This is a genomic window from Serratia sp. T13T92, from assembly GCF_047530105.1.
In the GTDB taxonomy this organism is placed as follows: Bacteria; Pseudomonadota; Gammaproteobacteria; order Enterobacterales; family Enterobacteriaceae; genus Chania; species Chania fonticola.
This window is the reverse complement of sequence record NZ_JBLJAK010000018.1, coordinates 33,474-57,595: the sequence shown is the minus strand read 5'-3', so window position 1 is coordinate 57,595 and position 24,122 is coordinate 33,474. Positions and strand designations below refer to the sequence as shown.

Genomic DNA, 24,122 nt, shown 5'->3' with positions numbered 1-24,122 from the left:
TCACACCCCGCGCAGGATGCGGATAACGTCGCCTGCGGCCAGCGCCTCATCCAGCGCGATACCGGCAGAGATACCTGCCGGGGTATCACCGGCTGCGGCTGTCTGTGGAACGGCGCAGCCGTTGGCATCCGACTGCACGTTCTGGCCTTTTGTTACCGCCGCCCCCGCTTCGACAACGATGATGCCCAGCACGTTAACCGGTGTGACATCACCAGCTGCGGCATCGACTTCTGCCACACCCAACGCGACAGCGCCAGCCTGACAGGGGGCATTATCGGCACCCACAAAACGCTGCTGGGTTAGCGCCGCACTGGCCGTCACGGTAGTGGTCAGAATGACCTGCTGAGTTGTACCCATAACCGTCTCCTTATTTCACGATGTTGGTGATGAGATACCCGGCATCGCCACCGACCACGGCGACTTTGTAGATATCGGTATAACGGCAGTATTTCACCTTGCCGCCGACGCCGTCGTATTTGTCCGCCACTGGCATGCCCTTACGACGCAGGGTATAACCGAACGATGGTTCATTTTCGTCAGCGCTGTCGGTGCCCGGCTGGGGTTTGCCGACGTAATGCAGTATCAGGTTATCGGCCCAGATATCGGACGGGGTCTTGTCCTTGTTCTGGGCATCTTTCATGGAAGCCATAGAGACCGGTTCGCCGATCACCACATTGTCCAACTGGAAAAGGTCTTTCAGAATTTCGAGGGTGATGCGCTTGCGCTCATTGGCCCCAATCGCGGCCTGGATCGCCGGGTGGAACTTCAACAACGACATGACGCTGGCCCCCATGGTCATCAGGTTTGGGCGCAGGCCGGTTTTGTTACGTACAGCCTCAATGCCACCTTCAATAATGCCAATTGGATCGCCTTTACCACCGACCCAGCGTTCAGCCGCTGCCAGTGCTTTAACGGACGATGCCGGGTACACGTTTTTGTCCTGGGCCAGACGGGCCGCATACAGTTCACGACGCAGGTTGACACCGCTGGTAACGCGACGAATGGCCTTGGCTTCTTCGTTGAACATCGACTCTGCCTGCTCGCGGTAGTCCACTGGCGCGGCCAGATCGTGCTCGTTAAGAACCAGATCCAGTTTGCCGGTCTTCTCACGGACAAGGACGTTACTGTCAGCCCCCACGGCACGTTCGGTGTCATACTCCACAAAAGCCGATTTGCCGAAGGTCGGCACGCTCACGCCTTCCTTGTCGGTCTGGACAATCGGGAAGATGTGCTCGCCGATGAACGCGGCATTTTTATAACCGCGTGCGATGCTGGTCAGCACCGGATCAACGACGCGCTTACCCTTTAAATAATCAGACATGCTCTCTCCTTAATTACAGGCAGCGTGAGACAGCAGCGTCGTAGCTGATGCCTTCTTTTTTCGACAAATCCAGCGCCTTCTGATGCAGCGCCAGACGCTCTGGATCGGCTTCAGCAAACTCTGCTGAAGCCGTTGAAACTCCGGTATCCACACGGTCTTTGGTCGCGTGTTCGCTAAAGCTCAGCACCGGTGCAGCGCCATCCAGCAGCGTTTTGAATGCCGTCGCCAGCGGTGTACGAATGTCGCCTTCGGCAAATTCCACCGGCTTATCGCCAGCAGATACCGCATCCAGAATGGCGACAACAACGGGCTTCGCGGCCGGGGCCAGTTGACCACCGCTTACCAGCTTCTCAGCGTAGGAAACGTTGTCAGCGTGCAGCTTCTCCTGCTGACTCTTCGCATCCAGCTCGGCTCGCTGGGTGGCCTCAGCCTTGAGACGGGTGTTTTCCGCCTGAAGGGCTTCAATTTCTTCTTTGGTCATCGTGTCGTTCTCTTGTTGAGGGTTAGGGTTTGGTTCGCTGAAGTCCGGCACGGCCTGCACCGGCTCGCGGTACGCTTCTTCGCGCAGGGAGTCGACCTGCCATGACGGAAGCACCTTGTCGGTCTCATCCAGGCCAAACTGGCCGATAAGGAAATCGCGCAGGCGTCCCCACAGTGAGGCATTGGTAATATCACCCCAGTCGGCAAACTCGACGACGCCTTCTTCTGACTCGCCAAATGACACCTGCTTCAGCCCCTTAATAGAGGGGGGCTGCGCCCCCAGAAAACCGACGTGGCGAAGGTAAAGCGTGCCGGGTTTCGGGTTGTTGGGTGAGTCAGGGAGATAGAACGAGGCTGAGACTTTCTTGAAGCGCCCGTTGCCCACCAGCTCGGCAAACTGCGGGTCGAGCTGTTCAGGCTCGGCCAGCAGGTCAGCGCCGCTAAGTGACAAGGATTTCACCCAGCCCCACGCCGGGTCTTCCGTTTTAGGGTGACCAATAACGAGCGGCGCTTCATGGATGGACGGATCGTAGGCTTTAACGCAGGCGGCAAGATCGCTTTGCGTGAACGGCAGTTTCGTGCCGTGCATGTCGGTATGAGTACCGGCTTTGAAAATATGAATGGCTGACATTTTGCTGCCCCGCGTGATGTTGTCGGAGACAGTTTGTGGAAAACCCACGAAGAGCGCTTTTAATCTGCTTTAGAAAAAATAAGGGGGGATATGACAGAGAGAGGGAAGCTGGAGTGATTAAAGCCGTAAACGAGGGGGCTGTAAACCTTTATAAAGGCTCCGGGGCGGGTAACGCGGCAAACCGCCTGCCCCGGAGGGTTAAAATCAACGACGGGCCGCAGATTCAAGGTGACGCACAATCGTATCGAGAATAGGAACGACCACATCTGGCTGTAATTCCCCGCTTTCCGTCATTGGTAAAAACGGTCTCGCCGGGAGTTTAAAGGTCTTATTGCGACCAATTAACCCACCGAACTGATGGACGGCACCGTAAATTACGTTCGTACCAACGGCAGCCTGCCTGTCATCATGGTCAGTGGCGATAGACCCCATCAGTCGCCCGGTATCCTGCAGAGTCTGGCCATCTCTTTTTTGCGCTGCCAACGACGGTATCCAACCTGGGCGTCCCTCGTCCAGAAAATTAAACTGCGTTTCTGCTAGAAGAGTTCCCGCAATTTTACGCATCACAGGCCCTAGGTCTGTGGCAGCTAAATCCAACGCCCGCAGACTCCGGCGCAAAGACTCATCATTAATGGTGATGTTAACCAGATTATCGGAAGCCATCGTTATCCTCTCAGTTCTTGTTGTGCCAGCGGTTGTAGTATGCCCTGATAACGGGCAAGGTCAGGACGGTAGGCCGCACCCGGCGCATAAGACCAGCCAACGTCGGTGGCCACCTTCGTGGTACTGGTGTTGAAGGTGGCGACGTTCTGCATCTCGCCGGTTTTCTCCGACACCAGCTTCAGCTCCCATCCCATGGATGAGCCGGAATCTACCACCTTCAACCCACGGGCGCGGACGTCTGCCGCACTCAGGGCAATCACACCACAACGACAGCGCCAGCCGTTCGGCGGGTAGAACGCTTGCCAGAACGGGTCGTCATAACGCAGCACCAGACCATGCAGGGCCAGATGGCTCTTGCGAGTATGGCTGTCGTTGATGCCGGTATACATCCAGTACGGCCTGTCGTCGACGTTCTCCATCTGCTCCGCCCAGCGACCGGCGCTGTAGAGTACCGACATGTTGGTGCGAAAGATGGTGTTGAGCCGCCACGGGCTGCCCTGCTGGATGGTGACTGGCTCACCCGTTACTGGGTCGGTGGTGTCTCGTGGCCCCCACCATCCCTTACGCTGCAGCTCCAGTTCCAGCTCCTTTCGGAACCAGCGGTCTGTCTTCCCCTCATCCAGCGCTTTCTGCAGGGCGCTTCGGATATCCTCCAGAATATCGAGGCGGGTTACTTTGGCCACGGTGAACGCACGGGCATGCGCATCCTGCCACATCTCCTCCCAGTCCCAGGTAATTTTGTACCCTTTGGATTTCAGGTAACTGATGGCCCGCTTCGGGGACAACGTCATGCAGTACGCCAGTTCAGCCGTGGTCACGCTCATGCAGACGCCCCCAGAGTGTTGAGACAAACAGGATACGGGACAGCCGCTCCTGCAGGTCATCCGCGTACATCTGCGGGTACAGTTCGGCCAGCGCACCCAGCAGCTCCGATGGGTTAACACCGCCTTCAACCTGCTTAAACAGCGGTGCCAGCACCGGCTCAAGCACGCCGTTTAACGAGCCGCCGTTCATCAGAATATCCAGCGCATCATCCAGATCCTGCTGAGCCTGAATATCGGCATCCATCGCCTCGGCGAACGACAGTGGCAATGCAGCGTTCTTCTGGCGTTCTGACAGCGGTGTCTCGTCAATATCACCGTCCTGCAGCTGGTACTCGCGCTTGAAGTATTGTGGCGTGAATACCACACCAGCGCGGCTGAGTTTCTCGTCGCGGGTAGCCTGCGTATCGTCGACCGTTCCTTGTTCCCACATGCGCCAGACGGGGCTGGCAACGTCGCCAAAGTTCAGCGCGACCACTTGGCGTATCACCTGATTCACCGCGCTTTCGACGATTTCGGCGTCGGCATCGCGAATATCGCTGGTGACCTCGAGACCCGCCTGCGCCGAGGCGCGGTTACTGTTCGCTTCGGTGGTCTGGTTCTGCCCCAGCAGGGCAATAGAGATTTCACTGCGGGCGAGCGTGATCAAATTCTGGTAAATATCGCTGCTGTCGGCTTTGCCTACGGCCTCTTTGATTTCGATAGAGGAATCATCAGGAATAGCCGCCACTGCGTCTTCGACCATCGCCTCCATCGAGTCCAGCAGCAGGTCAATTTCACCCTGTGCCGTACCGCGTGGATGCTTGCCGATAACCCACGGTGATCCGAATTTTTCGGCAAAACGTACCCAGAATTTCATCCCGCCTTTCTTGAACGTCACAGGCCAGAAGCACATCGACAAATCAGGGAAGCCATATGGGTTGTCGTAAGTCGCATCCTGACGCGGTACAACAAACTTATTCAGGGGTACGGGTTCGCCCTCCAGCCCGGCGTCTTTTGCCCGGAAGCGCAGCAGGTTGTCGTTGTCGAACTGGAACCATTCGGGTGGTTTGCCCACGATATCGGTGACCGCCCAGGACTTAACCGAACGGCCCCACATGATTTCGCAGGGCTGGTACCCATAGAGAACGGCGTCGGTCATCTCGCCGATGATGCGGGAAATATCGAGGTCGTCCAGCATATCCCGGATGAAGCTAAGCACCTGAGGCGAAGCGTGACCTTGCTCCAGACCTCGTTCTAGCGACTTGACCGCCGCTTTACGTCTGCGGATACAGCCACCGACCAGCGGGTCGGTACGCAGCTCGCGATAGATGCGAATATCCCGACCCTGTGATTTGAGAATAGGATCGGGATTGGGCAGATACATCCCCAGCCCGAAGAAGTCGATAGAGCGACTGCGGGACGCAATCTGCTCCGTCAGCGTCTTGTTCGGCTCGGCAAAGCTGACAAATTCATTGGGTGAAACCCAGAGTCCACTCGGCATCAGTAACCCTCCAGCATGCGGGCCGACTGGCGACGACGGCGTGAGCTTGCCTTCACCGGCCCTTTGTTAATTTCACGGCTGGCAAAGTACGCCAGCGCCAGCGAGATAGCCGAGTCCCCGTGGCGTTTGCCACTGTCCGACTTCGCTTTTGACCGCTGCTCCGGTACGCGGGGAACCCCGTTAACCACCTGAACGGCACGCAGGTCATCCAGCGTGTCTTCATCCTTTGGCAAATCAATCAGGTTGCCATCCTCCAGCGCAGCCTTGACCGGCGGCATGTGTTCCCGGTACCAGCTCTCGGTAGGCATGACCTGTTTCACCCGGCTGGAGCCGTAGCGCTGCATGGCATACTCCGCCAGATATGAGCCGTTACCACGGGCATCAAGTGCCGCGCCCATCAGGTTTGGCAGGCCATCCATCAGGTACCAGGTAACTTGTTCCTGCTGCTTGAACGGCACATTACGCAGCTCCATCACGAACGGTACGCGGCGTACCAGGTTCTTCTCCTGCAGCAGTGGATAGTCCACCGACAGGTCACCGCTGCGGCCAAAGTCACGCCCTAAAAACGAGCGAGCATCAGCGGGGAGCGCCTCCAGCAGCGGCTTCAGATTCTCATCCAGCCAGTCCTGCGTTTCACTGAATCGCTCTGCATCGGGCTTCAGCTCGTAGCCCTCCGGGCAGGTCAGACGCAGCACTGGCGTATCAGGCGACATACGGGACTCAATCAGGGCGCGGGACAGCCAGGCACCGCCGCCATTGGCCGGGATACAGTCAAGCTCTTCGGAGGCACCGGTACCGTAAAACTTGTACACCGATGCCATCCATGCCTGCTCGGCGGTAGTTGACCATGTCTTCCCGGTTCGCAGGCAAACGCGACGGAACAGCCCCTCAATGACAGCATCCTTAAAGGTGATGCGTTGCACGCTGCCGCCCTGACGCCCGGCGCGGATATCACCGATAAGGGTGTTGAACGGGTTGTCGTCGCCGTCATGGGTAGAGATAACACGCACCTTACCGCCCCAGATCAACATCGCCAGCGCGGCCTTCAGCAGTTCGTCCAGTTGCTCATGGAACGCGGCTTCATCGATAACAATGATGCCCTGACGGCCACGCAGGTTCGACGGACGACTGGACAAGGCGACGACGCGGAAGCCGGAGTCGGGAAACTTGATGGTGTAGGTCTTGATGTGCTTGTCATCTTCGTCTTCTTCCCAGAAACCTTCCTCGATCTCGCTGGCGGCATAGTTGAATGCCCGCGCCCACATGGCGCATGCCTGGATATATTCGACGGTCATGTCCTGGTTGTAGGCGATGTAATAGACGTTCATGCCCCCTGCAGGTGCCGAAGACGCAGCGGTCAACACGTTATCGGACGCTTCCGCCCAGGTAATGCCGGTACGGCGGCTCTTCTCGATCACCTTGAGCGGGGACGTATCTGCGACCCAGCGCTGTTGGTAAGGCATCAGCGCGACGGGAACATCCAGCGCCGAAGTATCAGGTACTACGGGAGCAAGCTGTGTCATGTGGCAATCCCCAGAATTTCACGGCGCAGCGCCTGGACAGCATCGGCAGACAGGCCCCCCTTGCGGGCAATCTTCTCGGCGTTGCTGGCCGCCTGTCGGGCGCGGTCACGGACTTCGCTCTGAAACTTCTTCAGGTTGACGGAGGCGCGGGACAACGTGGCGACGTTCTTGGCGACTTTAGACAGCAGCGCCACGCGCTCTTTGGGGTCGACTTCGCCTTCTTCGGCTTCCTGCAGCTGGACAATGCTCTCGAACAGTTCGGTCTGGATAAGGGCGATAACCGCTTCTGAACGCGCATCCTGATCGTCAGCAGCCCCCTCGGTCAGCATGCGGGCCGCTTCGGTGGCGGCGCGAATGGCACCATAGCGGCGCTCAATCTTCTGACCATAGCGGTGAATGGCCGATTTACTGATGACGTAACCCCGTTCACGCAACAGGGACTCCAGTTCGGTATAACCACTGAAGCCGGATTCATTCAGCGCCCGCTCAAGCCAGCGGCGCACGTCTTCCGGCAGCTTGTCTATCGTGCTGCGTCTGGCCATCATTCACTCCAGTATTTTTCCGGGCGGGCGATGCCGGGGCCGCACTCCACGGTATATTCAACCAGATCCACGCCGAGGCGGGTCAGGTCAGCAAACCAGTCTCCGGCAGGTTTTTTCTCAAGCTCAACCATCTTGCGGTCAGCCAGATAGTCCAGCTCACGACGCAACTCCAGCGGCGTGGTGTCGGCGTAAATGGCGCGGGAAACATCCAGCAGCAGTGTTTCGCTGGCGGTGTACGGGCGGGTTTTGTTCAGGGCGACCAGCAGACTCCAGCGCAGGGATTCTCGGCGCACACGGGCGATATCAACCATTTTGACCTCCGGTAATACGGTACTGTTGTACCACTTCCAGCTTGTTATAAAGCGCGTCGAGCTTGGCCTCTATGACCGTCTGGCCCCGGATGTAATCCTCGCGACGGACATAGTTCAACGGCAAATCAGCCTTAAAACGCAGAAATTCTTTTTCCAGTTCACCCCAGTTCGAGGTGGACAGCTGCAGCGATTGTTCAAGTGAGGCAAATCGCGCCGCCTGACGCTCCTCGGCTTTACTGAATAACCACTTGGCCATACCGCCGACAAAGCTCATAAAGGTGATGAGGAAGCCCACCACCGTCCAAAATTCAACCTGCAACGTCATTTCTCTAATCCTTCTCGTTCGTCCAGCAGGCCGTTTATTTGGCTGCGCCAGAGGCGACATTGTCTTGCGTTGTCGATGATGTTGGCGAGGACATCTTGTTGTGAGACGCCTGAGTTGCGTAGCCAGGCGTCAGCGGCTTCAAATGGCCCGGACGCTGTGCCAGCACCGGGGACAGCGGTGGTAGTGTCGCCTGCATGACCGCTGTCGACGGATGCGTTGGCATATCCGAGTGCGGCGTTGTACTGGCGCACGAAACCGCGAGTAAACACGCACTCAATGGGATGGCTCTTGCCTTTTTCATCAATCCAGCGCTGTGTAACATCATCAATTTTCTCTTTAAGTTGTTGGTTCTGGTTTTCAAGCTGCGCAACCTGCTCAAGGTAATCAGCCTCTGCCTGATGGCCTGCGGCTACCTGCTCCTGATAGCGTTTTGCCCAGGCCCGCAGCGCGGCGTTTTCCAACTCAGCCTGCTCACGGCGGTACGTATCGAACTGTGACTGCAGTTGGCTGAACGCCGCATCCCCGTCGCGTTTTGCGCTGTCATGCCCGGAGCTGTAACCCATCCAGTACACGCCGAATAGGAAAGCATTTATGAGAATGGCCAGCAGGATTCCGCGCCACGGCAGTTTTTTTATCAAGCTAATCCACACAGCTGCCTCCTCCCCATGAGCGATAACGCGGGGCCAGTTCCTTCAGAATGCGCTGCGGATAGTGACGGTTCTCGCGCCAATTGGCAGTGCTGCGCCCGGCATTAACGGTGGCGACGTGCTCAAACCAGCGGGTGCCGTCCAGCCCGTTTTGCACGGCCAGCCGCTTATCACGCTGCACCCAGCCCAGGCCGCCGTTATAGCCCGACAACGTCATGGCCATCCGCTCACAGTTATTGGCAGCACTGACACGCTGCCACAACCAGCGGTCATAGCTGACCAGCGCCCGGATGGCCCATGCAGGATTAAACGGCTCGCGGCTGTTCAGGCCCGGTACCAGTTGGCTAATCCAGTCGGCAGTGGCAGGCATAAACTGCGCCATCCCCTGAGCGCCAACCGGCGATACGGCATCGGGTCGCCAGCCGCTCTCCTGATGCAGTTGTGCGGCAAAGTCTGCCACCGGCGCTGACATTCCCCATTCAAGCCGGGCATTGCGGATCACATCGGCACGGTACTGCAGGGCCGCCTGCGGAGGCTGTGCCGCTCTGGCCTGGCTGAAGAAACCACCGCACCAGAGCAGCCAGGCAATCACCAGGTTGCCAGCGAGCTGCCACCAGAAGCTATGCCTGTCTTTACGTGGTTCGCCATGCTTGATGGCAGTCACGCCCAGTCCGAAGGCCAGCAGGATGATGAGTGTGATTTGAGGCCAGTTCATCATCACAGCCCCGTGGCGACGGCCAGACAGACCGCCGACACGATCAGTGCCCGGCGAATAAGCGTGGCGGAAAAAACCATATGCAAACCGGTCTGGACGGGATAGCGGCCATCTTCCATCAGTTTTACGTCATGCCTGAGATACTGGCCGGGGCGGGCTTTGGGGAACAGCGAACGGTCGAGCCAGTAGCCGAGTACCGCAGCGAGCGTGATGAGTGACAGCTTGTAAACCACCACCGGCAGCTGCTGCGGCGATACCAGACCAATGGTACCGAGCAGCAGCACGGCGGTCAGCAGCCAGCCGCTGAGCCGGGGCTTTTTAACAGTGGGAATGATTTTCTTCAGGTTTTTCATGGAGCGTCTCCTTATTGTGTGGGAGACAGCATCACAAATATCGGGGGAAATGGATTTTAAACAGCGTTAATAGTGATCCAATGGGGCAAAACGCATGATTACTTTGAAAGAACGACAAACCGGGTGCACCAATACCTGACTAGCCAACAACCACAGATATTTATCTGAAGGGGAAACGTATGACTTCGGCAACTGCTAAATCCAGCTCACTCTGCCTGATGGGGATCATCTGCGATGAGTATGAAACTGCGGAAAAAATTTACACCCTCAGCGTCAATGCTGACAATCTTACAGAGGCAATAAGAGAGATGCAGGCCGCGCTTGAGCAGGTGGAGAAAACGCCACGAATGCTCCCTGAAAATAAGCTGAAAGGAATACTCATTGGACAGATAAGACTGACCATTAGTGCCAATCCAAAAAGCAGATCGCCTTGCTAACTATCTGGCCGACATATTGCTCATTCAATTACCCGCCTGCCTGTTGATGCCGGAAGTGGGATCAGTATCTCCCAGAATGGTTCTTCACCATTTGCATGTGTAAGACTTTCACCTGACCAGTACAGATGCGCCCGACGATATATATCCAGAAGCGGACCATCACTGTTAAGCAGTCTCATATCACCACGGTGAACAGGGTTCTGGTTCCTTACTTCATATATCGGCGCTGTCCGTATTCCATCATCACCACGCTCGTTGGCCAGCAATTCCCTGAATTGTTTAACCTCACTGATTTCCTGACAGGCAAACAGCGACTGATATCGGGACGGTTTATCAGCAAAGTCGCTACGCCGTACAAGTTCAAGGATGAGACCAATCAGTAAGGCGCTGTCCCTTTGATGGTCTTCATCGAAAAGCGCAGGGTTGTAGAGGTAGTTATGGCCGTGCTTTGACAACCCTTCTGGATACATTTGATTCAGGAAATCAGCCAGCTCTGGCTGTTTTGGGGTGTAGTGACGCAGTGGTATCTCATGGAGTGAACGCAGGCTATTAGCGGAATCAAGCGTGTAATACTTTTCCAACAGGGGGACATCCTTATAAAACCAGTTAAATGACGAGGCTGTATACCGATATCCAGTAAACCGCGTTAATAGCCGCCGAACATCCCTAAGCCTCATCCTGACAGTGAAAGAACGACCAGCCCGGTGCGCTAACACCGGACTGGCCATCAACCCACAGAGTGTGCTGTGAGCCAACCAAGGTTCAGTCAGTCTCGCGAGACCGGACTAGCCTGCCATATTTTCACTGACTGTAAAAGGCTTACGGATAATGAAAGAACAATCTTTGCCCATCGTTCCATGGATCGGCGGTAAACGCCGTCTGGCTAAACATATTTTGCCGCTTTTTCCAGCTCACACCTGCTACGTTGAGCCATTCAGCGGCGCAGCGGCGTTGTATTTTCTCAAGACCCCCAGCAAGACCGAAGTCATTAACGATATCAACGGCGAACTGGTGAACCTCTATCGGGTGGTAAAACATCACCTGGAAGAGTTTGTCCGGCAGTTTAAATGGGCGCTGGTGAGTCGCCAGATCTACAAATGGTTGCAGGGTACGCCAGAAGAAACACTGACTGATATACAGCGTGCAGCCCGGTTCTACTACCTCCAAAAGCAGGCATTTGGTGGCAAGGTTGCAGATCACACCTTTGGTACCTCCACCACCAGTGCGCCACGCTTTAACCTGCTGCGCATCGAGGAGGAGTTGTCGATGGCGCACCTACGCCTGTCGAGAACATTGATAGAACATCTGGACTGGCAGCAGTGCATAAAGCGCTATGACCGCCCCCATACGCTATTTTACTGCGACCCACCATACTGGGGAACGGAAGGCTACGGCGTGGAGTTTGGGCTGGAAAACTATGACCACATGGCGGAACTGGCGCGTAGTATCAAAGGGAAGATGATTATTTCGGTGAACGATATCCCGGAAATGCGGCAGGCATTCGACGGCCTGAATATCCAGACGGTGGATATCAGTTACAACCTGAAGGTCACAGGGAAAGCCTCACGACGGAAAGAATTAGTAATTTGCAATTTCTAAAACTGACTACTCGCCATTATTTTTACTTAAAGGGGCATTGCAATATGCCCATTTAAAGTTAGATTGGCTCAATTGTGAACCAATTACCAATAGTATCATTACTAATGAGGCTGAATTTTGCACCATTGAATGTCGTTGAAGTTGTTGTATTTTCTTCTGATCCCTTCCTGTTCATTTCAAGCAATTTCATCATTATTTTGGCCGGTTCTCCAGTTTTCATTGTGTTTTTACCCAATGCTGCAGAGTATGCCGATACAACAACAGCCATAACATCCATACCTGACCTTGCGGTACCATCACCACTGGTGATGAGAGTAACGCCAGAGAGTTTTTTAGTTGCCTTATCGACAGTTCCTAAAATTGCCAAATGATCATTGAATGCATAGTTGAAGGTGTCATTGACTTCACCACTTTTAACGCGAATTTTTAGCCTGAATGAGCTTTCAGTTGCTTTGAGATTTTCGTTCATTCGTTTGGCGAAGACTTCAGGTGTTATGTCTAAGGTCTTTTCAGAATCATCAGTTGCAGAATCTATAGGCACATTCGCAACATTGGGAGCTAATTCAGCAGATTTCCCCTTGGGTTCCGCATTAGCTTGGGCTGTACTCATGCCAATTGTTGCTGTTTTGGGATTATCGTTATCTTGGATCGGAATAAATAAAATCAAGAAAAATAGCGCAACTACTGAGCCAACAAGGGTTCCACTGGTCTTGCTCAACCACACCTTATGGCCTTTTCGGATAAAGTATCGTGACAAGAACTTACCCACGATGACCCAGATGACAATTGCTGCAATTAAAGCTAAAAATTCTTTCATTGTGACTCCACTCATTGTTATTCGCTATGTATCTGATTTCTAAATATACAGAACTAACATTATAATGCTGAATCCAACTTTTCTGCTATTTTAAACGATAGTTTGGTGCTTTCCCCTGATTTTCTGGACTATCAATTAGAAGCTTCAGGCATGTTGAATTGAGTACCTTAGCGTAACCACCATCAGGGGATATGTTGATATAGCATTTATTTTGGTCAAGCTTGTACTTGGCTCGAACTGGTGCGTCATCGGCAATGGGTAAAACAATTGTGTACCAGCCAGATTTCTGCTTATAGCTTGAAACTGAGATGAAATCTGCTTTGTACTTGTTTAGCCCAGGGAAGATACTACGCAACGCGGGAATAGAAGCATTTAATATATTGTCGCTTGTCTCAACAATAAAGATATCTGCTTCACCCGAAATTTTCTGTTTTGCTGAAGCCCATCCATCAGAATAACTCACAAAACCAACCAAAACTGCAGCAACGATGATAGCTCCTGCTCCTAGGATAACGAGTGGTTTTCTTTTTGATATAGATGTCGTTTGAACTGGTTGCGGTACCCTATCCTGTGGCAACGGCAACACTTTAGAGTCGTCATAAGCATTCAGTAAATCATCAAAATAACCAAATATTTCCTGAAGCTGCTCTTTACTCATTCCCTTGAGATGAGTTGTCCCGAAACGCTTCAGGCAATATCTGTCTCTGTCCATACGGTAAGCCGGATCAGTAATGCTTATTACTTTGGCAACCAGAATATTACAGTCTTTAAGGTACTTGATACGCTGAGCATATCCCTGAATGATCTCAACTGCGCAATGATAATCAGCAGCTGTCATCTCATTGACAGTGGTGGTGTTAAGTCTGGTATGAAGCATCAACCACATTTCGCGCTTGCTTTCACCAGCCTCCACTAGCTCATCCATCAACCTGTGCAAATCGCGCTTCTGTAGTAGCGAAATCGGCTGCTGGGAAACTGATGAAACCTCACCAGAGTAGTTATTAATGGTTACATCACCACTGACAACGTTGCCTACATCTCCGTTAACGGTTTGCTTTTGTTCGCTCATTTTCTCTTCGTGTTTTTATTCATTATTGTCCCAGCGCCCATGGTCACATCACCTTTGATGACGTTCCCGAGAACATCTCCGTGGATTACTTGTTCTGCTCGCTCTTTGGAAGAGCCTGTCGTTAATGCAGATAACACCGACCCTTTGACCTGAAGAGGGGCCTCTCGGTAATGATGTAGTAACTCCATTTCATCTCTGGACAGGGTCACTCCTGATGACTCCCCCGTAAGAATGTATTGAATGTTAGCCCCTGCAGCAGCTAACGCAGCGAGAACCTCCATCCCTGGTGACATAATGCCAGACTCATATCGACTCCACGTCTCGCGCTTAACACCTGCGAGCAATGCTGCTGTGGCCTGAGTGAGTTTTAATTTTTTCCGCTCTTCTTTAAGACGCACAAATATTGACTTATTAGTCACAAAACCACCTTGACTAAGTGATGTTTAGATCACATAATCTATCACATATAAAACAAACATCATTGCATCAAACAAGGAGACAACGATGACTGCAGAACAAGTTAAAACTCTCTTCCGTCAGCAGGGGATCACGTTTACCCGCTGGGCTGAAGAAAATGGTTACACGCGTAATGAGGTCTACCGCGTTCTTAACGGCCAAGCCAAAGCCCACTACGGTAAATCCCATGAAATTGCAGTGAAACTAGGTCTCAAACCATCAGCTCATGCAGCATGATAATTTTAGCCTGTGTAACAGATTATCACATATCGTAAAAAGGGGAATATGACATGACGAAGACCAACATCTCCACTTCTGGTTCCCGCATCCTACGAGTCCTTAAAGCGCTGCGCGGTCACGCCCTGAACGGTGTTTCAAATGGCGAACTGGCATCAGCACTTGGAGAGTCCCCTGCAAATATCAATCGTGCGCTAAACACCCTTATTGACGAAGGGTTAGCACTGAAACTAGATAACGGGCGCTTTGCACCAGGTGTCCAGCTTTTACAAATCGCCATGGCGCACAGCAGCGAGATGGCTCGTGCACAAGACCGTATCAATGAAATTAACCAGCGAATCATGGCTGGTAGTCGCTAAGGAGTAATAATGGGACGTACAAAATCACAATCAATTGAATTAGTTGAAGATGTACCACTAAGTGGCGACATTAATATCAGTCTGAATGCAATTACTGAGCATCAACTCGAAATTATGCAGCAGTTTGGTGACGGTCTGCAGTATGAACGTAATCGCATTGTCCACGAAACCCGCTTCTACATGGCACAAAGCGCCGAGTCTATGCTCGAAGCCGGTAAGCGTCTGGTGATACTGAAAGAGAATGAGCCACATGGGGAGTTTATTAGCATCATTGAAAATGAGCTGGGTTTACCATACCGGACTTCAGTAAGGATGATGCAGGCAGCGACTAAATACTTATCCCCTTCGCTGAAATCAAATATGCCAACGTTGGCACATTTGGGGAAATCCAAGCTGTTTGAGCTAATGACCGAAGATGATGAGTCTCTCGCGGAGCTGGCCGATGGTGGTACTGTTGTAGGGCTTAAATTAGACGATGTGGATCGCATGAGCTGCCGGGAATTGCGTCAGGCTCTGCGTGAAGCTCGCGAGACCAGTGCAGCTCAGCAGCGCGTGCTGGCTGATAAAAACGAGAAGATTGACGCACTTTCCACGAAGCTGGAGAAAAAGTCTCGTATTCAGCCGCCCAAGCCTGATGAAGAGGTGAAGAAATTGCGGGCTGAAGTAACAGCATTATCCACCGAAGCGGAATCAGCCATCACCGTTCGCCTGTTCAGCGCCTTTGAAACTCTGTGCGCATATTGTGCAGACAATCAGATTGATACGCCAAAAGATTTTATGGCAGGGCTTGTTTGTGAGCTGGAATATGCCGCCCGCAACCTCCGTTCGACCTTTGACCTTCCTGATACCCCGACAGGCAACGCTGCTCCAGCCTGGCTGACTGAACCAGCACCTGAGATTAACCGGCAGGAGGCGTAACCGATGAGCGCCGCCCTGACTGAACGACTGGTTTCTGTTGCCCGCGCGGCACGTGACGCGGGGCATGGAAAGCGCGGTGCGGTATATGACGCAGCCTGCGCTGAACTGGGCCTCTCCCGCGCAACGCTGCTGCGCAAGCTGAAGGAGGTATCTGTGACTGACAAACGTAAAAAACGTGCTGATGCCGGGCGCAGCGCACTGAGCCGCGACGAGGCCGCGCTGATATCTGCGACCCTGCGTGAAGCTACCCGTAAAAATGGCAAGCGTCTTTACTCCATCGCTGATGCGGTGGAGACCCTGCGCACTAACGGCTTTATCGCCGCAGGCAGAACGGATGAAGAAACCGGTGAGTTTTTCCCACTGTCCGAGGACACCATCAGCCGCGCCCTGCGTAACTACGGTTTGCACCCGGAGCAACTGGACGCCCCGGCCCCGTCCTCAGAAATGGCCAGCCTGCACCCTAACCACGTCTGGGAGATTGATGCTTCACTCTGCACCCTTTATTACCTGAGCAACGGCCACAAGGGATTGCAGGTGATGGACAGCGCGAAGTTCTACAAGAACAAGCCTGCCAATATTGCCCGCATCGCCAGTGACCGCGTGTGGAGCTATGAAATTACCGACCATACCAGCGGCTGGATTTACGTTCAGTACGTGATGGGTGCGGAGTCCGGTGAGAACCTCTGCTCCGTTCTTATCAATGCGATGCAGGAACGCGGTGGCGCGGATGTGCTGCACGGTGTGCCAAAAATACTCTACCTCGACCCAGGCTCAGCCAACACCGCAGGCATGACAAAGAATATATGCAGGTCGTTGGGCATCGACCTGATAGCGCACAAACCGCATAACGCCCGTGCGACTGGCCAAGTGGAAAAAGCCCGCGACATTATCGAACGCAAGCTGGAGCCGGGGCTGAAGTTCCAGCCGGTCAATAGCCTAGAAGAGCTGAACGCACTGGCCGTGAAATGGCGCAGCCACTTTAACGCCACGGCAGTTCACAGCCGCCACCGTAAAACCCGCACGGATATCTGGCTGAAAATTACCGCCGAACAACTTCTGAAAGCACCATCTGTTGAGGTCTGTCGCGAACTTGCCGTAGCCGCGCCGGAAAGCCGTAAGGTGACGTCAAAACTGCGCGTTCCGTTCAGGGGTATCGAATACGACGTATCTGCGGTGCCTGGCGTGATGGTGGGCGAGAAACTGATGATTACCCGCAACCCATGGCGCACCGACGCCGCTCAGGTGGTGCTTACTGGTGAAGATGGCCACGAGATGTTCTTCCTGGTCGATGAAGTGAAAAAGAATGAGTTTGGTTTTGCCGAGAAAGCGGCTGTCTTTGGCGAAAGCCATAAGGCAGTAGCGGACACCCCGGCGCAGACATCGGCAAAAGAGATTGAACAGCTTGTCACCGGCACGGAAAACGCCACTGATGCCGCAGCGGCGCGTAAAGCGAAAGCGCTGCCGTTCGGCGGCAGGCTTGACCCTTACAAGCATATTGACGACACCACGTTACCGACTTATATGCCGCGCCGTGGACAGGCTTCTGAAGTGCGTAGCCCCCGTGTTGAGCAGCGCCCTTTGACTCACGTTGAAGCCGCGAAGGTACTGCGTGAGAAGTTTACAGCAAGTGGGCACAAGTGGACGCCGGAGCACTACCGCCAGTTAACGGCAAAGTACCCGGAAGGCGTACCCGAAACGGAACTGGAGGAAGTGATGGTCGCCCTGACCACTCCGGTCCGTAACAGCGTTATCAGCATCGTTAACGGCAACTGAGGAGGAAAACATGCTGGTACTGAAGCAACAACTTAAAGCGGCAAAACTACCACAGGCCGAAGTCGCCAGAAAACTGGCGGTATCTGAAGCCACCCTGGCCCAGATTGTTAACCACAATCAGTGGCCTCGCACCAATGCTGGCGAAGTACGCCAGCGTCTGACGACGTATCTGGTCTCAAAAGGGATTGATACAGCGAAGAGTTTTGATGCTGTACAGGGCGCAGCCACGCCCCGTACAGCGGGTACTACTAACCTCAGCGAGGAAGAGAACATGTTACTCAAAAAGCAGGTGTTATTTCCAGCAACTAAAAAAGCGTTTGGCCTTTTCCGCGATCCGTTCGCCGATGATGCCATGCAGGGCGCGGAGGATGTGTTCACCACGCCCGATATCCGTTACGTGCGTGAAGCGCTGTACCAGACCGCCCGCCACGGTGGTTTTATGGCGGTTATCGGTGAGTCCGGTGCGGGTAAATCCACGCTACGTCGCGACCTGATTGAACGCATCAACCGTGAGAATGCGCCAGTGGTGGTCATTGAACCCTACATCATCGCCATGGAAGACAATGACGTGAAAGGGAAAACCCTGAAGGCGGCGGCTATCGCCGAGGCCATCGTCAGCACCATCGCGCCGCTGGAGAACATCAAACGCAGCCAGGATGCCCGCTTTCGCCAGTTGCACCGCGTACTGAAAGACAGCTGCTCAGCGGGTTTCAGCCACGTTCTGGTGATTGAGGAAGCCCACAGCCTACCGATCCCAACTTTAAAGCATCTCAAGCGTTTCTTTGAGCTGGAGTCCGGGTTTAAACGGTTGCTGTCTATCGTGCTGATTGGCCAGCCGGAGCTGGCAGACAAGCTTTCCGAACGCAATATGGAGGTACGGGAAGTAGTACAGCGCTGCGAAGTGGTTGAACTACTGCCACTGGACAACAGCCTCGAAGAGTTTCTGGTGTTCAAGCTGCAACGCGCCGGTAAGCAGTTGGCCGACGTCATGGACGCCAGCGCGGTGGACGCCATTCGCGCCCGCCTGAGCAATCTGGGCAGTAACCGTAAAAGCATGGTCAGCCTGCTGTATCCGCTGGCCGTCAGTAACCTGGTGATAGCTGCCATGAATCTGGCCGCTGAAATCGGGGTTCCGCAGGTCAACGCCGACGTCGTCAAGGGAGTGTAACAATGAAATCCATCACTGATATCAACCAGCAGATACACCATTTGCAGTCTGCCATAGCCGCGCTGAACGCCATGAACAGCACCGTTCAGAGCATCATGATTGTAGGCAGTAAGCCGGTCATCCGCATCGCCAGAAACGGCCACTGTGCCCGCCTGCTGGCGCAGGGGAAAGCAAGTTATATCCATGTTGGCCATGACGGCTCAGGGCGCTTTCGTCAGGGCGTCTTTGAGTTGCATGGCTGCCGGATTACCTGGTCAGAGTCATTACATTAACCACAAGGTGAACAAAAATGAGCGAAATTAATAAAGACGAATATATGAAAGACCGCAAAGGTCGCCTGGTGCCGGTTGCACAGGTATCCGATTACGATCTGGCGATGGATTCTTTTGTCAAAGAGCAGGTCGCGGCAGCCAAGGTCAAAAGTGCTGACCTCAGCGACTTCAAACAACGCGCTTTTGATGAGTGCTATGCCTGGCTTGACCTCGTGGCCGAGAAATACGGCAGAACACGCGGCGGGGTCAAGGGTAACGTAACATTCAGCAGCTTTGATGGCAGTGAACAAATCACTATCCGCGTGCAGGAAACCCTGACTTTCGGGCCTGAGCTGCAGATTGCCAAAGACCTGATTGACGAGTGCGTCACCGAGTGGTCTGAAGGGGCGAACGCCAATCTGCGGGCCATCATCGGTGACGCCTTCCAGGTTGATAAAGAGGGCCAGCTTAATACCGGGCGTATTCTTTCCCTGCGCCGGGTCAAAATTCAGGACGACCGCTGGGGGCGGGCGATGGAGGCTATATCGGAATCACTGCAGGTAGCCATGTCCAAAACCTATATTAACTTCCGGGAGAAAGACAAACACGGGAAGCTAATTAATATTCCGTTAGATATCGCTGCCATTTAATTTTAATTCATTTTCTTTTTATTTCGGCGTCAGCGCCGTGGGTTTCTGCACGCCGAAAACAGCTTTAAGGAATTAAACATGTCCATCAAATGTACCAACTGCCAGAAAGGTATTACCACCATGAAGTTCAGCGAGGCCAGCGTCATTACCTCCGGTAAATACCGTGTCCCTGCGGTTCTCGTCACGCTGGTATGCCCTCACTGCAGCCAGCATTACTACGTGGAAGTCCCTGCCATGGAGTTCATCCCCTGCGAGGCAAAACAATGAAAGGCATGAAAATATATAACCGCTCCACTATATACGGTCTGGCCCTGAAAACCTTTGGCCCTGAAGCACAGGCGCTGAAGTTGATGGAAGAAGCCGCCGAACTGGCCGCTGCCGCCGCCCGCAACATGAACGGACTGGGCAATGAAGTTGACCTGGCTGGCAAGCTGGCCGACGTCGAAATCATGATTGAACAGTTCCGCCTCAACGGGATGGGCCTGCTGATTGACTTCCATAAGCAGCAAAAGCTGGAACGCCTTGCCGAACGTCTGGGGGTGACTTATGCAGCAGAATAATAATGAAAAGGTGCTGGAGAAGTTAAAAAAACTGCTGGCGCTGGCCAAATCTGATAACCCTCACGAAGCGGCGCTAGCCCTGCAACGCGCCCAGAAACTGATGCAGGCATACAATATTACCCAAAATGACCTTGCACTCAGTGACATTGATGAAAGCATCAGTTGCTACTGGGCCGCAGGCAGCGTTAATCCCCCGCGCTATATGCTGGGCCTGCTGGGCATCATCCAGGCGGCATTTGGCGTTAAATCTATTATTCATTCCGGTTTTAACCCCAGCGTTGGTTTTTACGGTAATAAAGACCGCGTGGAACTGGCCTCATACACATGGGAAGTGCTGGCCAGACAATTAATAGCGGCACGTAAAAGCTATATCGGGCAGCAGAATAAAAGGATCAAGAACAAAACCAAAACCAGCCGTGGTGACAAATTTGCCGAAGGCTGGGTTCTGGCTGTGCGCAGCGAGGTTCATTTATTTGCTATGTCCCGCGAGGAACGGGAACTGGCTCAACTTTGGCTTGAGCAGAAATACCCGCAATCAGGCACAACCACGGGCCGTGAGGCCGGGAAATCACGTGACGCAGACATGTCCCGCCACCTTGGTTACAGGGAAGGCGAGAACATCAGGCTGCACCAGCCAGTAAACGGACAGGAACAGCGGAAACTGGGGGCACAATGATGGCAGAATTCATTGTATCTGGTGTGTTCTGGTATGGATTTGTGGGCTGGTGTACCGCTCAGTTGCACCTTTATATGGGTTTTTACTCGCGTTACCAGGGGGCGAAACGCTGGATTAGTTGGTCAGTTATCTTCCTGTTCTGGCCATTAACACTGCCGCTTTTTGTCGACTTTATTAGCCAACGGGATGCTGGAGACGACAGCCATGACTAAACAACAGTTAATTCAGCTTATTCATATTGCCCGCAATGACCTGAAGATGGATGAAGACACCTACCGTCAGATGCTGCAGGGGCTAACCGGCAGGGCTTCAACCAAAGGGATGGAACTTCCGCAGCTAACCAACGTTCTGGAGTCCATGAAAAAGAAAGTATTCAGGGTTAAGCCTGCCGGAAACGCCAAAACCGGTATTGCGCTGGATGACCATCCACAGTCCCGCAAAATACGCGCTCTCTGGTTAGATATGGCTGCGGCGGGCGTTATCCGTGACAGTTCTGAACTCTCGCTGGCACGTTGGGTGAAACGGGAAACCGGTGTTGACGGATTGCGCTGGCTGAATTCGGAACAGGCCAGCAGTGTTATTGAGAAGCTCAAAAAGTGGCATTACCGGACAACGGGGAAACGATCATGAGCGACTATAGCCAGTTTCGCAGTAAGGGGCCTGAATTGCTGGTTGAACTTGCCCAGCATACCGCTACAACGGTGCGTGAAATCATCGTGATTGACGTCGTAGTGGCTGACCAAATCGGCGAGGCAGTAGCCAACCGCATGATGCAGGTCTGGGGCGGGCAGAACGTGTATTTCCCGATGGGCATGGTCTGGAAGGTCAGCCAGCGCGACAGGGAAATCTTCCTGGAGTTTGACGGACGCAACCATCACGAGCTGGCCCGCAAGTTCGGCGTTTCGCTACAATGGATCTACAGCGTGGTGAAAAGGGTCAAAAGAGAAGAACTGGATCGGATGCAGGGTAAGCTGTTTGATGGTGAACCTGATGACGATGCCGGAACAAGGGAGTAAAATCATAATCCAGACTGGTGCGAACCTGTTTTTTTCGGGCCGGTCTGATTTTCACATACTGTAAGGTTATTGCACATTCCATCCAGTCTCTTCCCATGTTGACCCAGTTCATCCCATAATTATCTCACTTATCCCCTGTCATTTATCTCAAGTCTAATCACCTGATCAAGGCCGATGGTCTGATTAGCCGCATGGATGCCATCATCCGTATGCTGCGGCAATTTACCCGGCGAACGGAACAGGATAGCCCCTCTCAGCCCGTTGATTTGCGCCAGTCATTACTTGCCGCCTGGGAGTTGCTGGCTCTTCGCCACCAACCGTTGCAGGGGGAACTGCGGCTACCGGAAGGTGCGCCAAACGTGTTAGGTGATGAGGTGCGCATTCAGCAGGTGTTGGTCAATCTGATGAGCAACGCGCTGGATGCTTGCCAGGAGCGGCCGCTATTGCAGATAAGCTGGCAACGCCAAGCGTCAGGTTGGCAGATCATGCTGTGGGATAATGGGCCTGGCTGGCCGCTAGCGCGGGCTGAATCGTTACTCAAACCTTTCACCACCAGCAAATCGGTAGGCTTGGGGATTGGCCTGTCCATCTCGCTTTCGCTGATGCAGCAAATGGGCGGTAGCCTGCATCTGGCCTCTACGCTGACGCAAAACGCCTGCGTCGTTTTACAGTTTCAACCGGTGGATCAACCATGCTAAGCCAACAAGCGCAAATTCTGTTAATCGACGACGATGCCGACGTCCTTGATGCCTATACCATGCTGCTCAACCAGGCAGGCTATCAGGTTCAGGCCTGTAATAACCCGCTTAAGGCACAGGAAATGCTCGGTGAGGAGTGGCCAGGGATCGTTATCAGCGATGTCTGTATGCCTGGCTGTTCCGGGATTGAGCTGATGGCGCTGCTGCTCGCTCACGATGCCTGTTTGCCGGTGTTGTTGATCACTGGCCACGGCGATGTGCCGATGGCGGTTGAAGCGGTGAAAAAAGGGGCCTGGGACTTCCTGCAAAAACCGGTCAACCCGGCCCAGCTACTCGAACAGGTCGCTACCGCGCTGGCCCAGAGACGTTCTTACATTGCCCGTCGTCGTTGGCAGCAAGAACAGCTGCAGAGCAATCTGATTGGCCGTAGTGAGTGGGTAAAGCAGCTACGGGTGCGTTTGCAGCAGGTAGCCGAAACCGATTTGGCGGTTTACCTGCAAGGGGAGTTAGGGGTCGGCAGGACTTTGGCAGCCCGCTATTTACACCGCATGAGCCATCGCAGCGAACAGCCGTTGATCGTGGGTGAATTAACCCCGGGCGGCGAAGCACCGTTAGAACAATGGATTGAGCAGGTAAGCGGCGGGACACTGATTTTACGCCACCTCGAACACTTGTCTATCACCCAGCAGGCGCGGTTGATCCAGCTCCAGGGGCAAGACCCGCTGCCCTTCCGGCTGATCGGCATTGGGACTTCACCGTTGGTGGAACTGGCCGCCGGGCATACCCTACTGCCCGATTTCTATTACTGCTTTGCCATGACCCAAATCGCCTGCCTGCCGCTTTCTCTGCGCCCCGACGATATAGAGCCGTTATTCCGCCACTACCTGGAGCAAGCCTGCCTGCGCCTTAACCATCCATTGCCGGATCTGCCAGCCGAGCTGATTAAGCGTTTGGTAAAAAGGGTATGGCCAAATAACGTGCGCGAACTGGCCAATGCCGCAGAGCTGTTTGCCGTCGGGGTGATGCCACTGGCAGAGACCGCCAACCCGCTGTTGCACGGATCCGATCCCGCGCCGCTGGATCAGCGTATCGAAGACTATGAGCGCCAGATCATTACCGAGGCATTGAACCTGCATCAGGGGCGGATTAACGAGGTGTCCGAGTATTTACAGATCCCGCGTAAGAAGCTCTACCTGCGGATGAAAAAGTACGATCTGGATAAGCAGCATTATCGTTAAAATCAAACCGCCTCAGGTTGCTGTCAAATCAACACCTAGCTCACTCCGTAGGGGCGCTGCATGCTGCGCCCGTCTTGCGTGCAACATACAGCCTTGCTGCCCTACCCTTATTGGCCAGACCAATAAAGCTGCCAAAACACGAGGTCTTTTTATGCAAAAGGTAAAGGGAGCGTTCCTGTCAATTTCGACGATATGAACAGCACCGACATTGCTGAACCGTTAGAACAATATTGAGTCTGAGCCCATAACGGGCGCAGCATGCAGCGCCCCTACAAGTGAGCTTGGAGCGAATTTGTCAGTAGTCTCACATCTACGATGCGAAAACCAACCAGTGTAGCGCCCCGCCGTGAGCCCAGAAAGGGGTTTCAGCAGTCTTTATTTTGTC

The 24,122-nt window shown here is 53.8% G+C and carries 33 protein-coding genes and 1 pseudogene; 17 read left to right on the top strand and 17 right to left on the bottom strand.

Annotation, left to right across the window (positions count from 1 at the left end; all coding sequences use genetic code 11):
* From ACMV5I_RS17225 to ACMV5I_RS17165, 13 genes are all read right to left on the bottom strand, one after another.
* The gene (locus ACMV5I_RS17225; protein ID WP_414824916.1) at positions 1-357 is read right to left on the bottom strand and encodes a DUF2190 family protein; all 357 of its coding nucleotides are present in this window, start codon (positions 355-357) and stop codon (positions 1-3) included.
* 10 nt (positions 358-367) lie between these two features.
* Positions 368-1,321 (bottom strand): hypothetical protein, encoded by a 954-nt coding sequence (locus ACMV5I_RS17220; RefSeq protein ID WP_414824915.1) that lies wholly within the window; start codon positions 1,319-1,321, stop codon positions 368-370.
* 13 nt (positions 1,322-1,334) lie between these two features.
* Positions 1,335-2,432, bottom strand: a complete 1,098-nt coding sequence (locus tag ACMV5I_RS17215; RefSeq protein ID WP_414824914.1) for a peptidase — start codon at positions 2,430-2,432, stop codon at positions 1,335-1,337.
* Positions 2,433-2,636: 204 nt separating this feature from the next.
* A complete protein-coding gene (locus ACMV5I_RS17210) occupies positions 2,637-3,095 on the bottom strand; it encodes a phage virion morphogenesis protein (protein ID WP_414824913.1) in 459 nt (152 codons plus the stop codon).
* A 2-nt stretch (positions 3,096-3,097) separates the two neighbouring features.
* The gene (locus ACMV5I_RS17205; protein ID WP_414824912.1) at positions 3,098-3,919 is read right to left on the bottom strand and encodes a phage minor head protein; all 822 of its coding nucleotides are present in this window, start codon (positions 3,917-3,919) and stop codon (positions 3,098-3,100) included.
* Positions 3,900-5,399, bottom strand: coding sequence for a DUF935 domain-containing protein (locus ACMV5I_RS17200; RefSeq protein WP_414824911.1), 1,500 nt, complete (start codon positions 5,397-5,399; stop codon positions 3,900-3,902). The genes ACMV5I_RS17205 and ACMV5I_RS17200 overlap by 20 nt, the downstream gene beginning before the upstream one ends.
* Positions 5,399-6,922, bottom strand: coding sequence for a hypothetical protein (locus ACMV5I_RS17195; RefSeq protein WP_414824910.1), 1,524 nt, complete (start codon positions 6,920-6,922; stop codon positions 5,399-5,401). Before ACMV5I_RS17195 ends, ACMV5I_RS17200 begins: the two co-directional genes overlap by 1 nt.
* On the bottom strand, positions 6,919-7,464 hold the full coding sequence (locus ACMV5I_RS17190) for a DUF3486 family protein (protein ID WP_414824944.1): 546 nt from the start codon (positions 7,462-7,464) through the stop codon (positions 6,919-6,921). The genes ACMV5I_RS17195 and ACMV5I_RS17190 overlap by 4 nt, the downstream gene beginning before the upstream one ends.
* Entirely contained in the window at positions 7,464-7,775 is a 312-nt protein-coding gene (locus ACMV5I_RS17185) for a hypothetical protein (RefSeq protein ID WP_414824909.1), read from the bottom strand. The genes ACMV5I_RS17190 and ACMV5I_RS17185 overlap by 1 nt, the downstream gene beginning before the upstream one ends.
* Positions 7,768-8,100: a hypothetical protein gene (locus ACMV5I_RS17180; RefSeq protein ID WP_197825814.1), complete on the bottom strand. Its 333-nt coding sequence runs from the start codon at positions 8,098-8,100 to the stop codon at positions 7,768-7,770. The genes ACMV5I_RS17185 and ACMV5I_RS17180 overlap by 8 nt, the downstream gene beginning before the upstream one ends.
* Entirely contained in the window at positions 8,097-8,750 is a 654-nt protein-coding gene (locus ACMV5I_RS17175; RefSeq protein WP_414824908.1) for a hypothetical protein, read from the bottom strand. Before ACMV5I_RS17175 ends, ACMV5I_RS17180 begins: the two co-directional genes overlap by 4 nt.
* Positions 8,740-9,462, bottom strand: a complete 723-nt coding sequence (locus tag ACMV5I_RS17170) for a transglycosylase SLT domain-containing protein (RefSeq protein WP_414824943.1) — start codon at positions 9,460-9,462, stop codon at positions 8,740-8,742. The genes ACMV5I_RS17175 and ACMV5I_RS17170 overlap by 11 nt, the downstream gene beginning before the upstream one ends.
* 2 nt (positions 9,463-9,464) lie before the next feature.
* Positions 9,465-9,815 (bottom strand): putative holin, encoded by a 351-nt coding sequence (locus ACMV5I_RS17165; protein ID WP_414824907.1) that lies wholly within the window; start codon positions 9,813-9,815, stop codon positions 9,465-9,467.
* A 179-nt stretch (positions 9,816-9,994) separates the two neighbouring features.
* On the opposite strand from ACMV5I_RS17165, the gene ACMV5I_RS17160 reads away from it, so the two are divergent.
* Positions 9,995-10,252, top strand: coding sequence for a hypothetical protein (locus tag ACMV5I_RS17160; protein ID WP_414824906.1), 258 nt, complete (start codon positions 9,995-9,997; stop codon positions 10,250-10,252).
* 20 nt (positions 10,253-10,272) lie between these two features.
* Here ACMV5I_RS17160 and ACMV5I_RS17155 read toward each other — a convergent pair whose 3' ends face one another.
* Complete coding sequence (locus ACMV5I_RS17155; RefSeq protein WP_414824905.1) at positions 10,273-10,833, bottom strand: DUF2441 domain-containing protein; 561 nt, start codon at positions 10,831-10,833, stop codon at positions 10,273-10,275.
* 247 nt (positions 10,834-11,080) lie between these two features.
* Between ACMV5I_RS17155 and ACMV5I_RS17150 the strand changes: the two genes are divergently transcribed.
* The gene (locus tag ACMV5I_RS17150; protein ID WP_414824904.1) at positions 11,081-11,851 is read left to right on the top strand and encodes a DNA adenine methylase; all 771 of its coding nucleotides are present in this window, start codon (positions 11,081-11,083) and stop codon (positions 11,849-11,851) included.
* 58 nt (positions 11,852-11,909) lie between these two features.
* On the opposite strand, the gene ACMV5I_RS17145 is transcribed toward ACMV5I_RS17150, so the two are convergent.
* The 3 genes from ACMV5I_RS17145 to ACMV5I_RS17135 all read right to left on the bottom strand — a co-directional run bounded on the left by ACMV5I_RS17145 (position 11,910) and on the right by ACMV5I_RS17135 (position 14,156).
* On the bottom strand, positions 11,910-12,668 hold the full coding sequence (locus ACMV5I_RS17145; protein WP_414824903.1) for a hypothetical protein: 759 nt from the start codon (positions 12,666-12,668) through the stop codon (positions 11,910-11,912).
* 85 nt (positions 12,669-12,753) lie between these two features.
* The gene (locus ACMV5I_RS17140; RefSeq protein WP_414824902.1) at positions 12,754-13,737 is read right to left on the bottom strand and encodes a hypothetical protein; all 984 of its coding nucleotides are present in this window, start codon (positions 13,735-13,737) and stop codon (positions 12,754-12,756) included.
* Positions 13,734-14,156 (bottom strand): helix-turn-helix domain-containing protein, encoded by a 423-nt coding sequence (locus ACMV5I_RS17135; RefSeq protein WP_414824901.1) that lies wholly within the window; start codon positions 14,154-14,156, stop codon positions 13,734-13,736. The genes ACMV5I_RS17140 and ACMV5I_RS17135 overlap by 4 nt, the downstream gene beginning before the upstream one ends.
* An 85-nt stretch (positions 14,157-14,241) precedes the next feature.
* On the opposite strand from ACMV5I_RS17135, the gene ACMV5I_RS17130 reads away from it, so the two are divergent.
* The 15 genes and pseudogenes from ACMV5I_RS17130 to pgtA all read left to right on the top strand — a co-directional run bounded on the left by ACMV5I_RS17130 (position 14,242) and on the right by pgtA (position 23,737).
* The gene (locus ACMV5I_RS17130) at positions 14,242-14,430 is read left to right on the top strand and encodes a DNA-binding protein (protein ID WP_414824900.1); all 189 of its coding nucleotides are present in this window, start codon (positions 14,242-14,244) and stop codon (positions 14,428-14,430) included.
* Positions 14,431-14,483: 53 nt separating this feature from the next.
* Complete coding sequence (locus tag ACMV5I_RS17125) at positions 14,484-14,789, top strand: helix-turn-helix domain-containing protein (RefSeq protein ID WP_414824899.1); 306 nt, start codon at positions 14,484-14,486, stop codon at positions 14,787-14,789.
* A 9-nt stretch (positions 14,790-14,798) separates the two neighbouring features.
* Entirely contained in the window at positions 14,799-15,707 is a 909-nt protein-coding gene (locus ACMV5I_RS17120; RefSeq protein ID WP_414824898.1) for a DUF3102 domain-containing protein, read from the top strand.
* A 3-nt stretch (positions 15,708-15,710) separates the two neighbouring features.
* Complete coding sequence (locus ACMV5I_RS17115; protein WP_414824897.1) at positions 15,711-17,480, top strand: integrase; 1,770 nt, start codon at positions 15,711-15,713, stop codon at positions 17,478-17,480.
* Between the two features lie 10 nt (positions 17,481-17,490).
* Positions 17,491-18,648: an ExeA family protein gene (locus ACMV5I_RS17110; protein ID WP_414824896.1), complete on the top strand. Its 1,158-nt coding sequence runs from the start codon at positions 17,491-17,493 to the stop codon at positions 18,646-18,648.
* A gap of 2 nt (positions 18,649-18,650) precedes the next feature.
* A complete protein-coding gene (locus ACMV5I_RS17105; protein ID WP_150343948.1) occupies positions 18,651-18,920 on the top strand; it encodes a hypothetical protein in 270 nt (89 codons plus the stop codon).
* A gap of 17 nt (positions 18,921-18,937) precedes the next feature.
* On the top strand, positions 18,938-19,549 hold the full coding sequence (locus tag ACMV5I_RS17100; protein WP_191914703.1) for a DUF3164 family protein: 612 nt from the start codon (positions 18,938-18,940) through the stop codon (positions 19,547-19,549).
* Between the two features lie 78 nt (positions 19,550-19,627).
* Positions 19,628-19,816, top strand: a complete 189-nt coding sequence (locus tag ACMV5I_RS17095) for a hypothetical protein (RefSeq protein ID WP_112778212.1) — start codon at positions 19,628-19,630, stop codon at positions 19,814-19,816.
* Positions 19,813-20,109, top strand: a complete 297-nt coding sequence (locus ACMV5I_RS17090; protein ID WP_414824895.1) for a hypothetical protein — start codon at positions 19,813-19,815, stop codon at positions 20,107-20,109. The genes ACMV5I_RS17095 and ACMV5I_RS17090 overlap by 4 nt, the downstream gene beginning before the upstream one ends.
* Complete coding sequence (locus ACMV5I_RS17085; RefSeq protein ID WP_414824894.1) at positions 20,096-20,785, top strand: DUF2786 domain-containing protein; 690 nt, start codon at positions 20,096-20,098, stop codon at positions 20,783-20,785. Before ACMV5I_RS17090 ends, ACMV5I_RS17085 begins: the two co-directional genes overlap by 14 nt.
* Positions 20,782-20,997, top strand: coding sequence for a hypothetical protein (locus ACMV5I_RS17080; RefSeq protein ID WP_414824893.1), 216 nt, complete (start codon positions 20,782-20,784; stop codon positions 20,995-20,997). Before ACMV5I_RS17085 ends, ACMV5I_RS17080 begins: the two co-directional genes overlap by 4 nt.
* Positions 20,990-21,415 (top strand): gp16 family protein, encoded by a 426-nt coding sequence (locus ACMV5I_RS17075; protein ID WP_414824892.1) that lies wholly within the window; start codon positions 20,990-20,992, stop codon positions 21,413-21,415. The genes ACMV5I_RS17080 and ACMV5I_RS17075 overlap by 8 nt, the downstream gene beginning before the upstream one ends.
* Positions 21,412-21,801 (top strand): Mor transcription activator family protein, encoded by a 390-nt coding sequence (locus tag ACMV5I_RS17070; RefSeq protein WP_414824891.1) that lies wholly within the window; start codon positions 21,412-21,414, stop codon positions 21,799-21,801. Before ACMV5I_RS17075 ends, ACMV5I_RS17070 begins: the two co-directional genes overlap by 4 nt.
* A gap of 155 nt (positions 21,802-21,956) precedes the next feature.
* A pseudogene (locus ACMV5I_RS17065) lies at positions 21,957-22,499 on the top strand (ATP-binding protein); the annotation flags it as partial.
* The gene (gene pgtA / locus ACMV5I_RS17060; RefSeq protein WP_141132688.1) at positions 22,493-23,737 is read left to right on the top strand and encodes a two-component system response regulator PgtA; all 1,245 of its coding nucleotides are present in this window, start codon (positions 22,493-22,495) and stop codon (positions 23,735-23,737) included. The pseudogene ACMV5I_RS17065 and the gene pgtA, both read left to right, overlap by 7 nt.
* Positions 23,738-24,122 lie beyond the last annotated feature (385 nt).

Coding starts and splice junctions, on each gene's coding strand:
- ACMV5I_RS17190 (WP_414824944.1), bottom strand. CDS start 7,464: ATGGCCAGACGCAGCACGATAGACAAGCTGCCGGAAGACGTGCGCCGC.
- ACMV5I_RS17125 (WP_414824899.1), top strand. CDS start 14,484: ATGACGAAGACCAACATCTCCACTTCTGGTTCCCGCATCCTACGAGTC.
- ACMV5I_RS17215 (WP_414824914.1), bottom strand. CDS start 2,432: ATGTCAGCCATTCATATTTTCAAAGCCGGTACTCATACCGACATGCAC.
- ACMV5I_RS17075 (WP_414824892.1), top strand. CDS start 20,990: ATGACTAAACAACAGTTAATTCAGCTTATTCATATTGCCCGCAATGAC.
- ACMV5I_RS17130 (WP_414824900.1), top strand. CDS start 14,242: ATGACTGCAGAACAAGTTAAAACTCTCTTCCGTCAGCAGGGGATCACG.
- ACMV5I_RS17210 (WP_414824913.1), bottom strand. CDS start 3,095: ATGGCTTCCGATAATCTGGTTAACATCACCATTAATGATGAGTCTTTG.
- ACMV5I_RS17100 (WP_191914703.1), top strand. CDS start 18,938: ATGAGCGAAATTAATAAAGACGAATATATGAAAGACCGCAAAGGTCGC.
- ACMV5I_RS17200 (WP_414824911.1), bottom strand. CDS start 5,399: ATGCCGAGTGGACTCTGGGTTTCACCCAATGAATTTGTCAGCTTTGCC.
- ACMV5I_RS17160 (WP_414824906.1), top strand. CDS start 9,995: ATGACTTCGGCAACTGCTAAATCCAGCTCACTCTGCCTGATGGGGATC.
- ACMV5I_RS17080 (WP_414824893.1), top strand. CDS start 20,782: ATGATGGCAGAATTCATTGTATCTGGTGTGTTCTGGTATGGATTTGTG.
- ACMV5I_RS17180 (WP_197825814.1), bottom strand. CDS start 8,100: ATGACGTTGCAGGTTGAATTTTGGACGGTGGTGGGCTTCCTCATCACC.
- ACMV5I_RS17140 (WP_414824902.1), bottom strand. CDS start 13,737: ATGAGCGAACAAAAGCAAACCGTTAACGGAGATGTAGGCAACGTTGTC.
- ACMV5I_RS17105 (WP_150343948.1), top strand. CDS start 18,651: ATGAAATCCATCACTGATATCAACCAGCAGATACACCATTTGCAGTCT.
- ACMV5I_RS17090 (WP_414824895.1), top strand. CDS start 19,813: ATGAAAGGCATGAAAATATATAACCGCTCCACTATATACGGTCTGGCC.
- ACMV5I_RS17150 (WP_414824904.1), top strand. CDS start 11,081: ATGAAAGAACAATCTTTGCCCATCGTTCCATGGATCGGCGGTAAACGC.
- pgtA (WP_141132688.1), top strand. CDS start 22,493: ATGCTAAGCCAACAAGCGCAAATTCTGTTAATCGACGACGATGCCGAC.
- ACMV5I_RS17185 (WP_414824909.1), bottom strand. CDS start 7,775: ATGGTTGATATCGCCCGTGTGCGCCGAGAATCCCTGCGCTGGAGTCTG.
- ACMV5I_RS17205 (WP_414824912.1), bottom strand. CDS start 3,919: ATGAGCGTGACCACGGCTGAACTGGCGTACTGCATGACGTTGTCCCCG.
- ACMV5I_RS17110 (WP_414824896.1), top strand. CDS start 17,491: ATGCTGGTACTGAAGCAACAACTTAAAGCGGCAAAACTACCACAGGCC.
- ACMV5I_RS17115 (WP_414824897.1), top strand. CDS start 15,711: ATGAGCGCCGCCCTGACTGAACGACTGGTTTCTGTTGCCCGCGCGGCA.
- ACMV5I_RS17225 (WP_414824916.1), bottom strand. CDS start 357: ATGGGTACAACTCAGCAGGTCATTCTGACCACTACCGTGACGGCCAGT.
- ACMV5I_RS17170 (WP_414824943.1), bottom strand. CDS start 9,462: ATGAACTGGCCTCAAATCACACTCATCATCCTGCTGGCCTTCGGACTG.
- ACMV5I_RS17085 (WP_414824894.1), top strand. CDS start 20,096: ATGCAGCAGAATAATAATGAAAAGGTGCTGGAGAAGTTAAAAAAACTG.
- ACMV5I_RS17095 (WP_112778212.1), top strand. CDS start 19,628: ATGTCCATCAAATGTACCAACTGCCAGAAAGGTATTACCACCATGAAG.
- ACMV5I_RS17145 (WP_414824903.1), bottom strand. CDS start 12,668: ATGAAAGAATTTTTAGCTTTAATTGCAGCAATTGTCATCTGGGTCATC.
- ACMV5I_RS17195 (WP_414824910.1), bottom strand. CDS start 6,922: ATGACACAGCTTGCTCCCGTAGTACCTGATACTTCGGCGCTGGATGTT.
- ACMV5I_RS17220 (WP_414824915.1), bottom strand. CDS start 1,321: ATGTCTGATTATTTAAAGGGTAAGCGCGTCGTTGATCCGGTGCTGACC.
- ACMV5I_RS17165 (WP_414824907.1), bottom strand. CDS start 9,815: ATGAAAAACCTGAAGAAAATCATTCCCACTGTTAAAAAGCCCCGGCTC.
- ACMV5I_RS17120 (WP_414824898.1), top strand. CDS start 14,799: ATGGGACGTACAAAATCACAATCAATTGAATTAGTTGAAGATGTACCA.
- ACMV5I_RS17070 (WP_414824891.1), top strand. CDS start 21,412: ATGAGCGACTATAGCCAGTTTCGCAGTAAGGGGCCTGAATTGCTGGTT.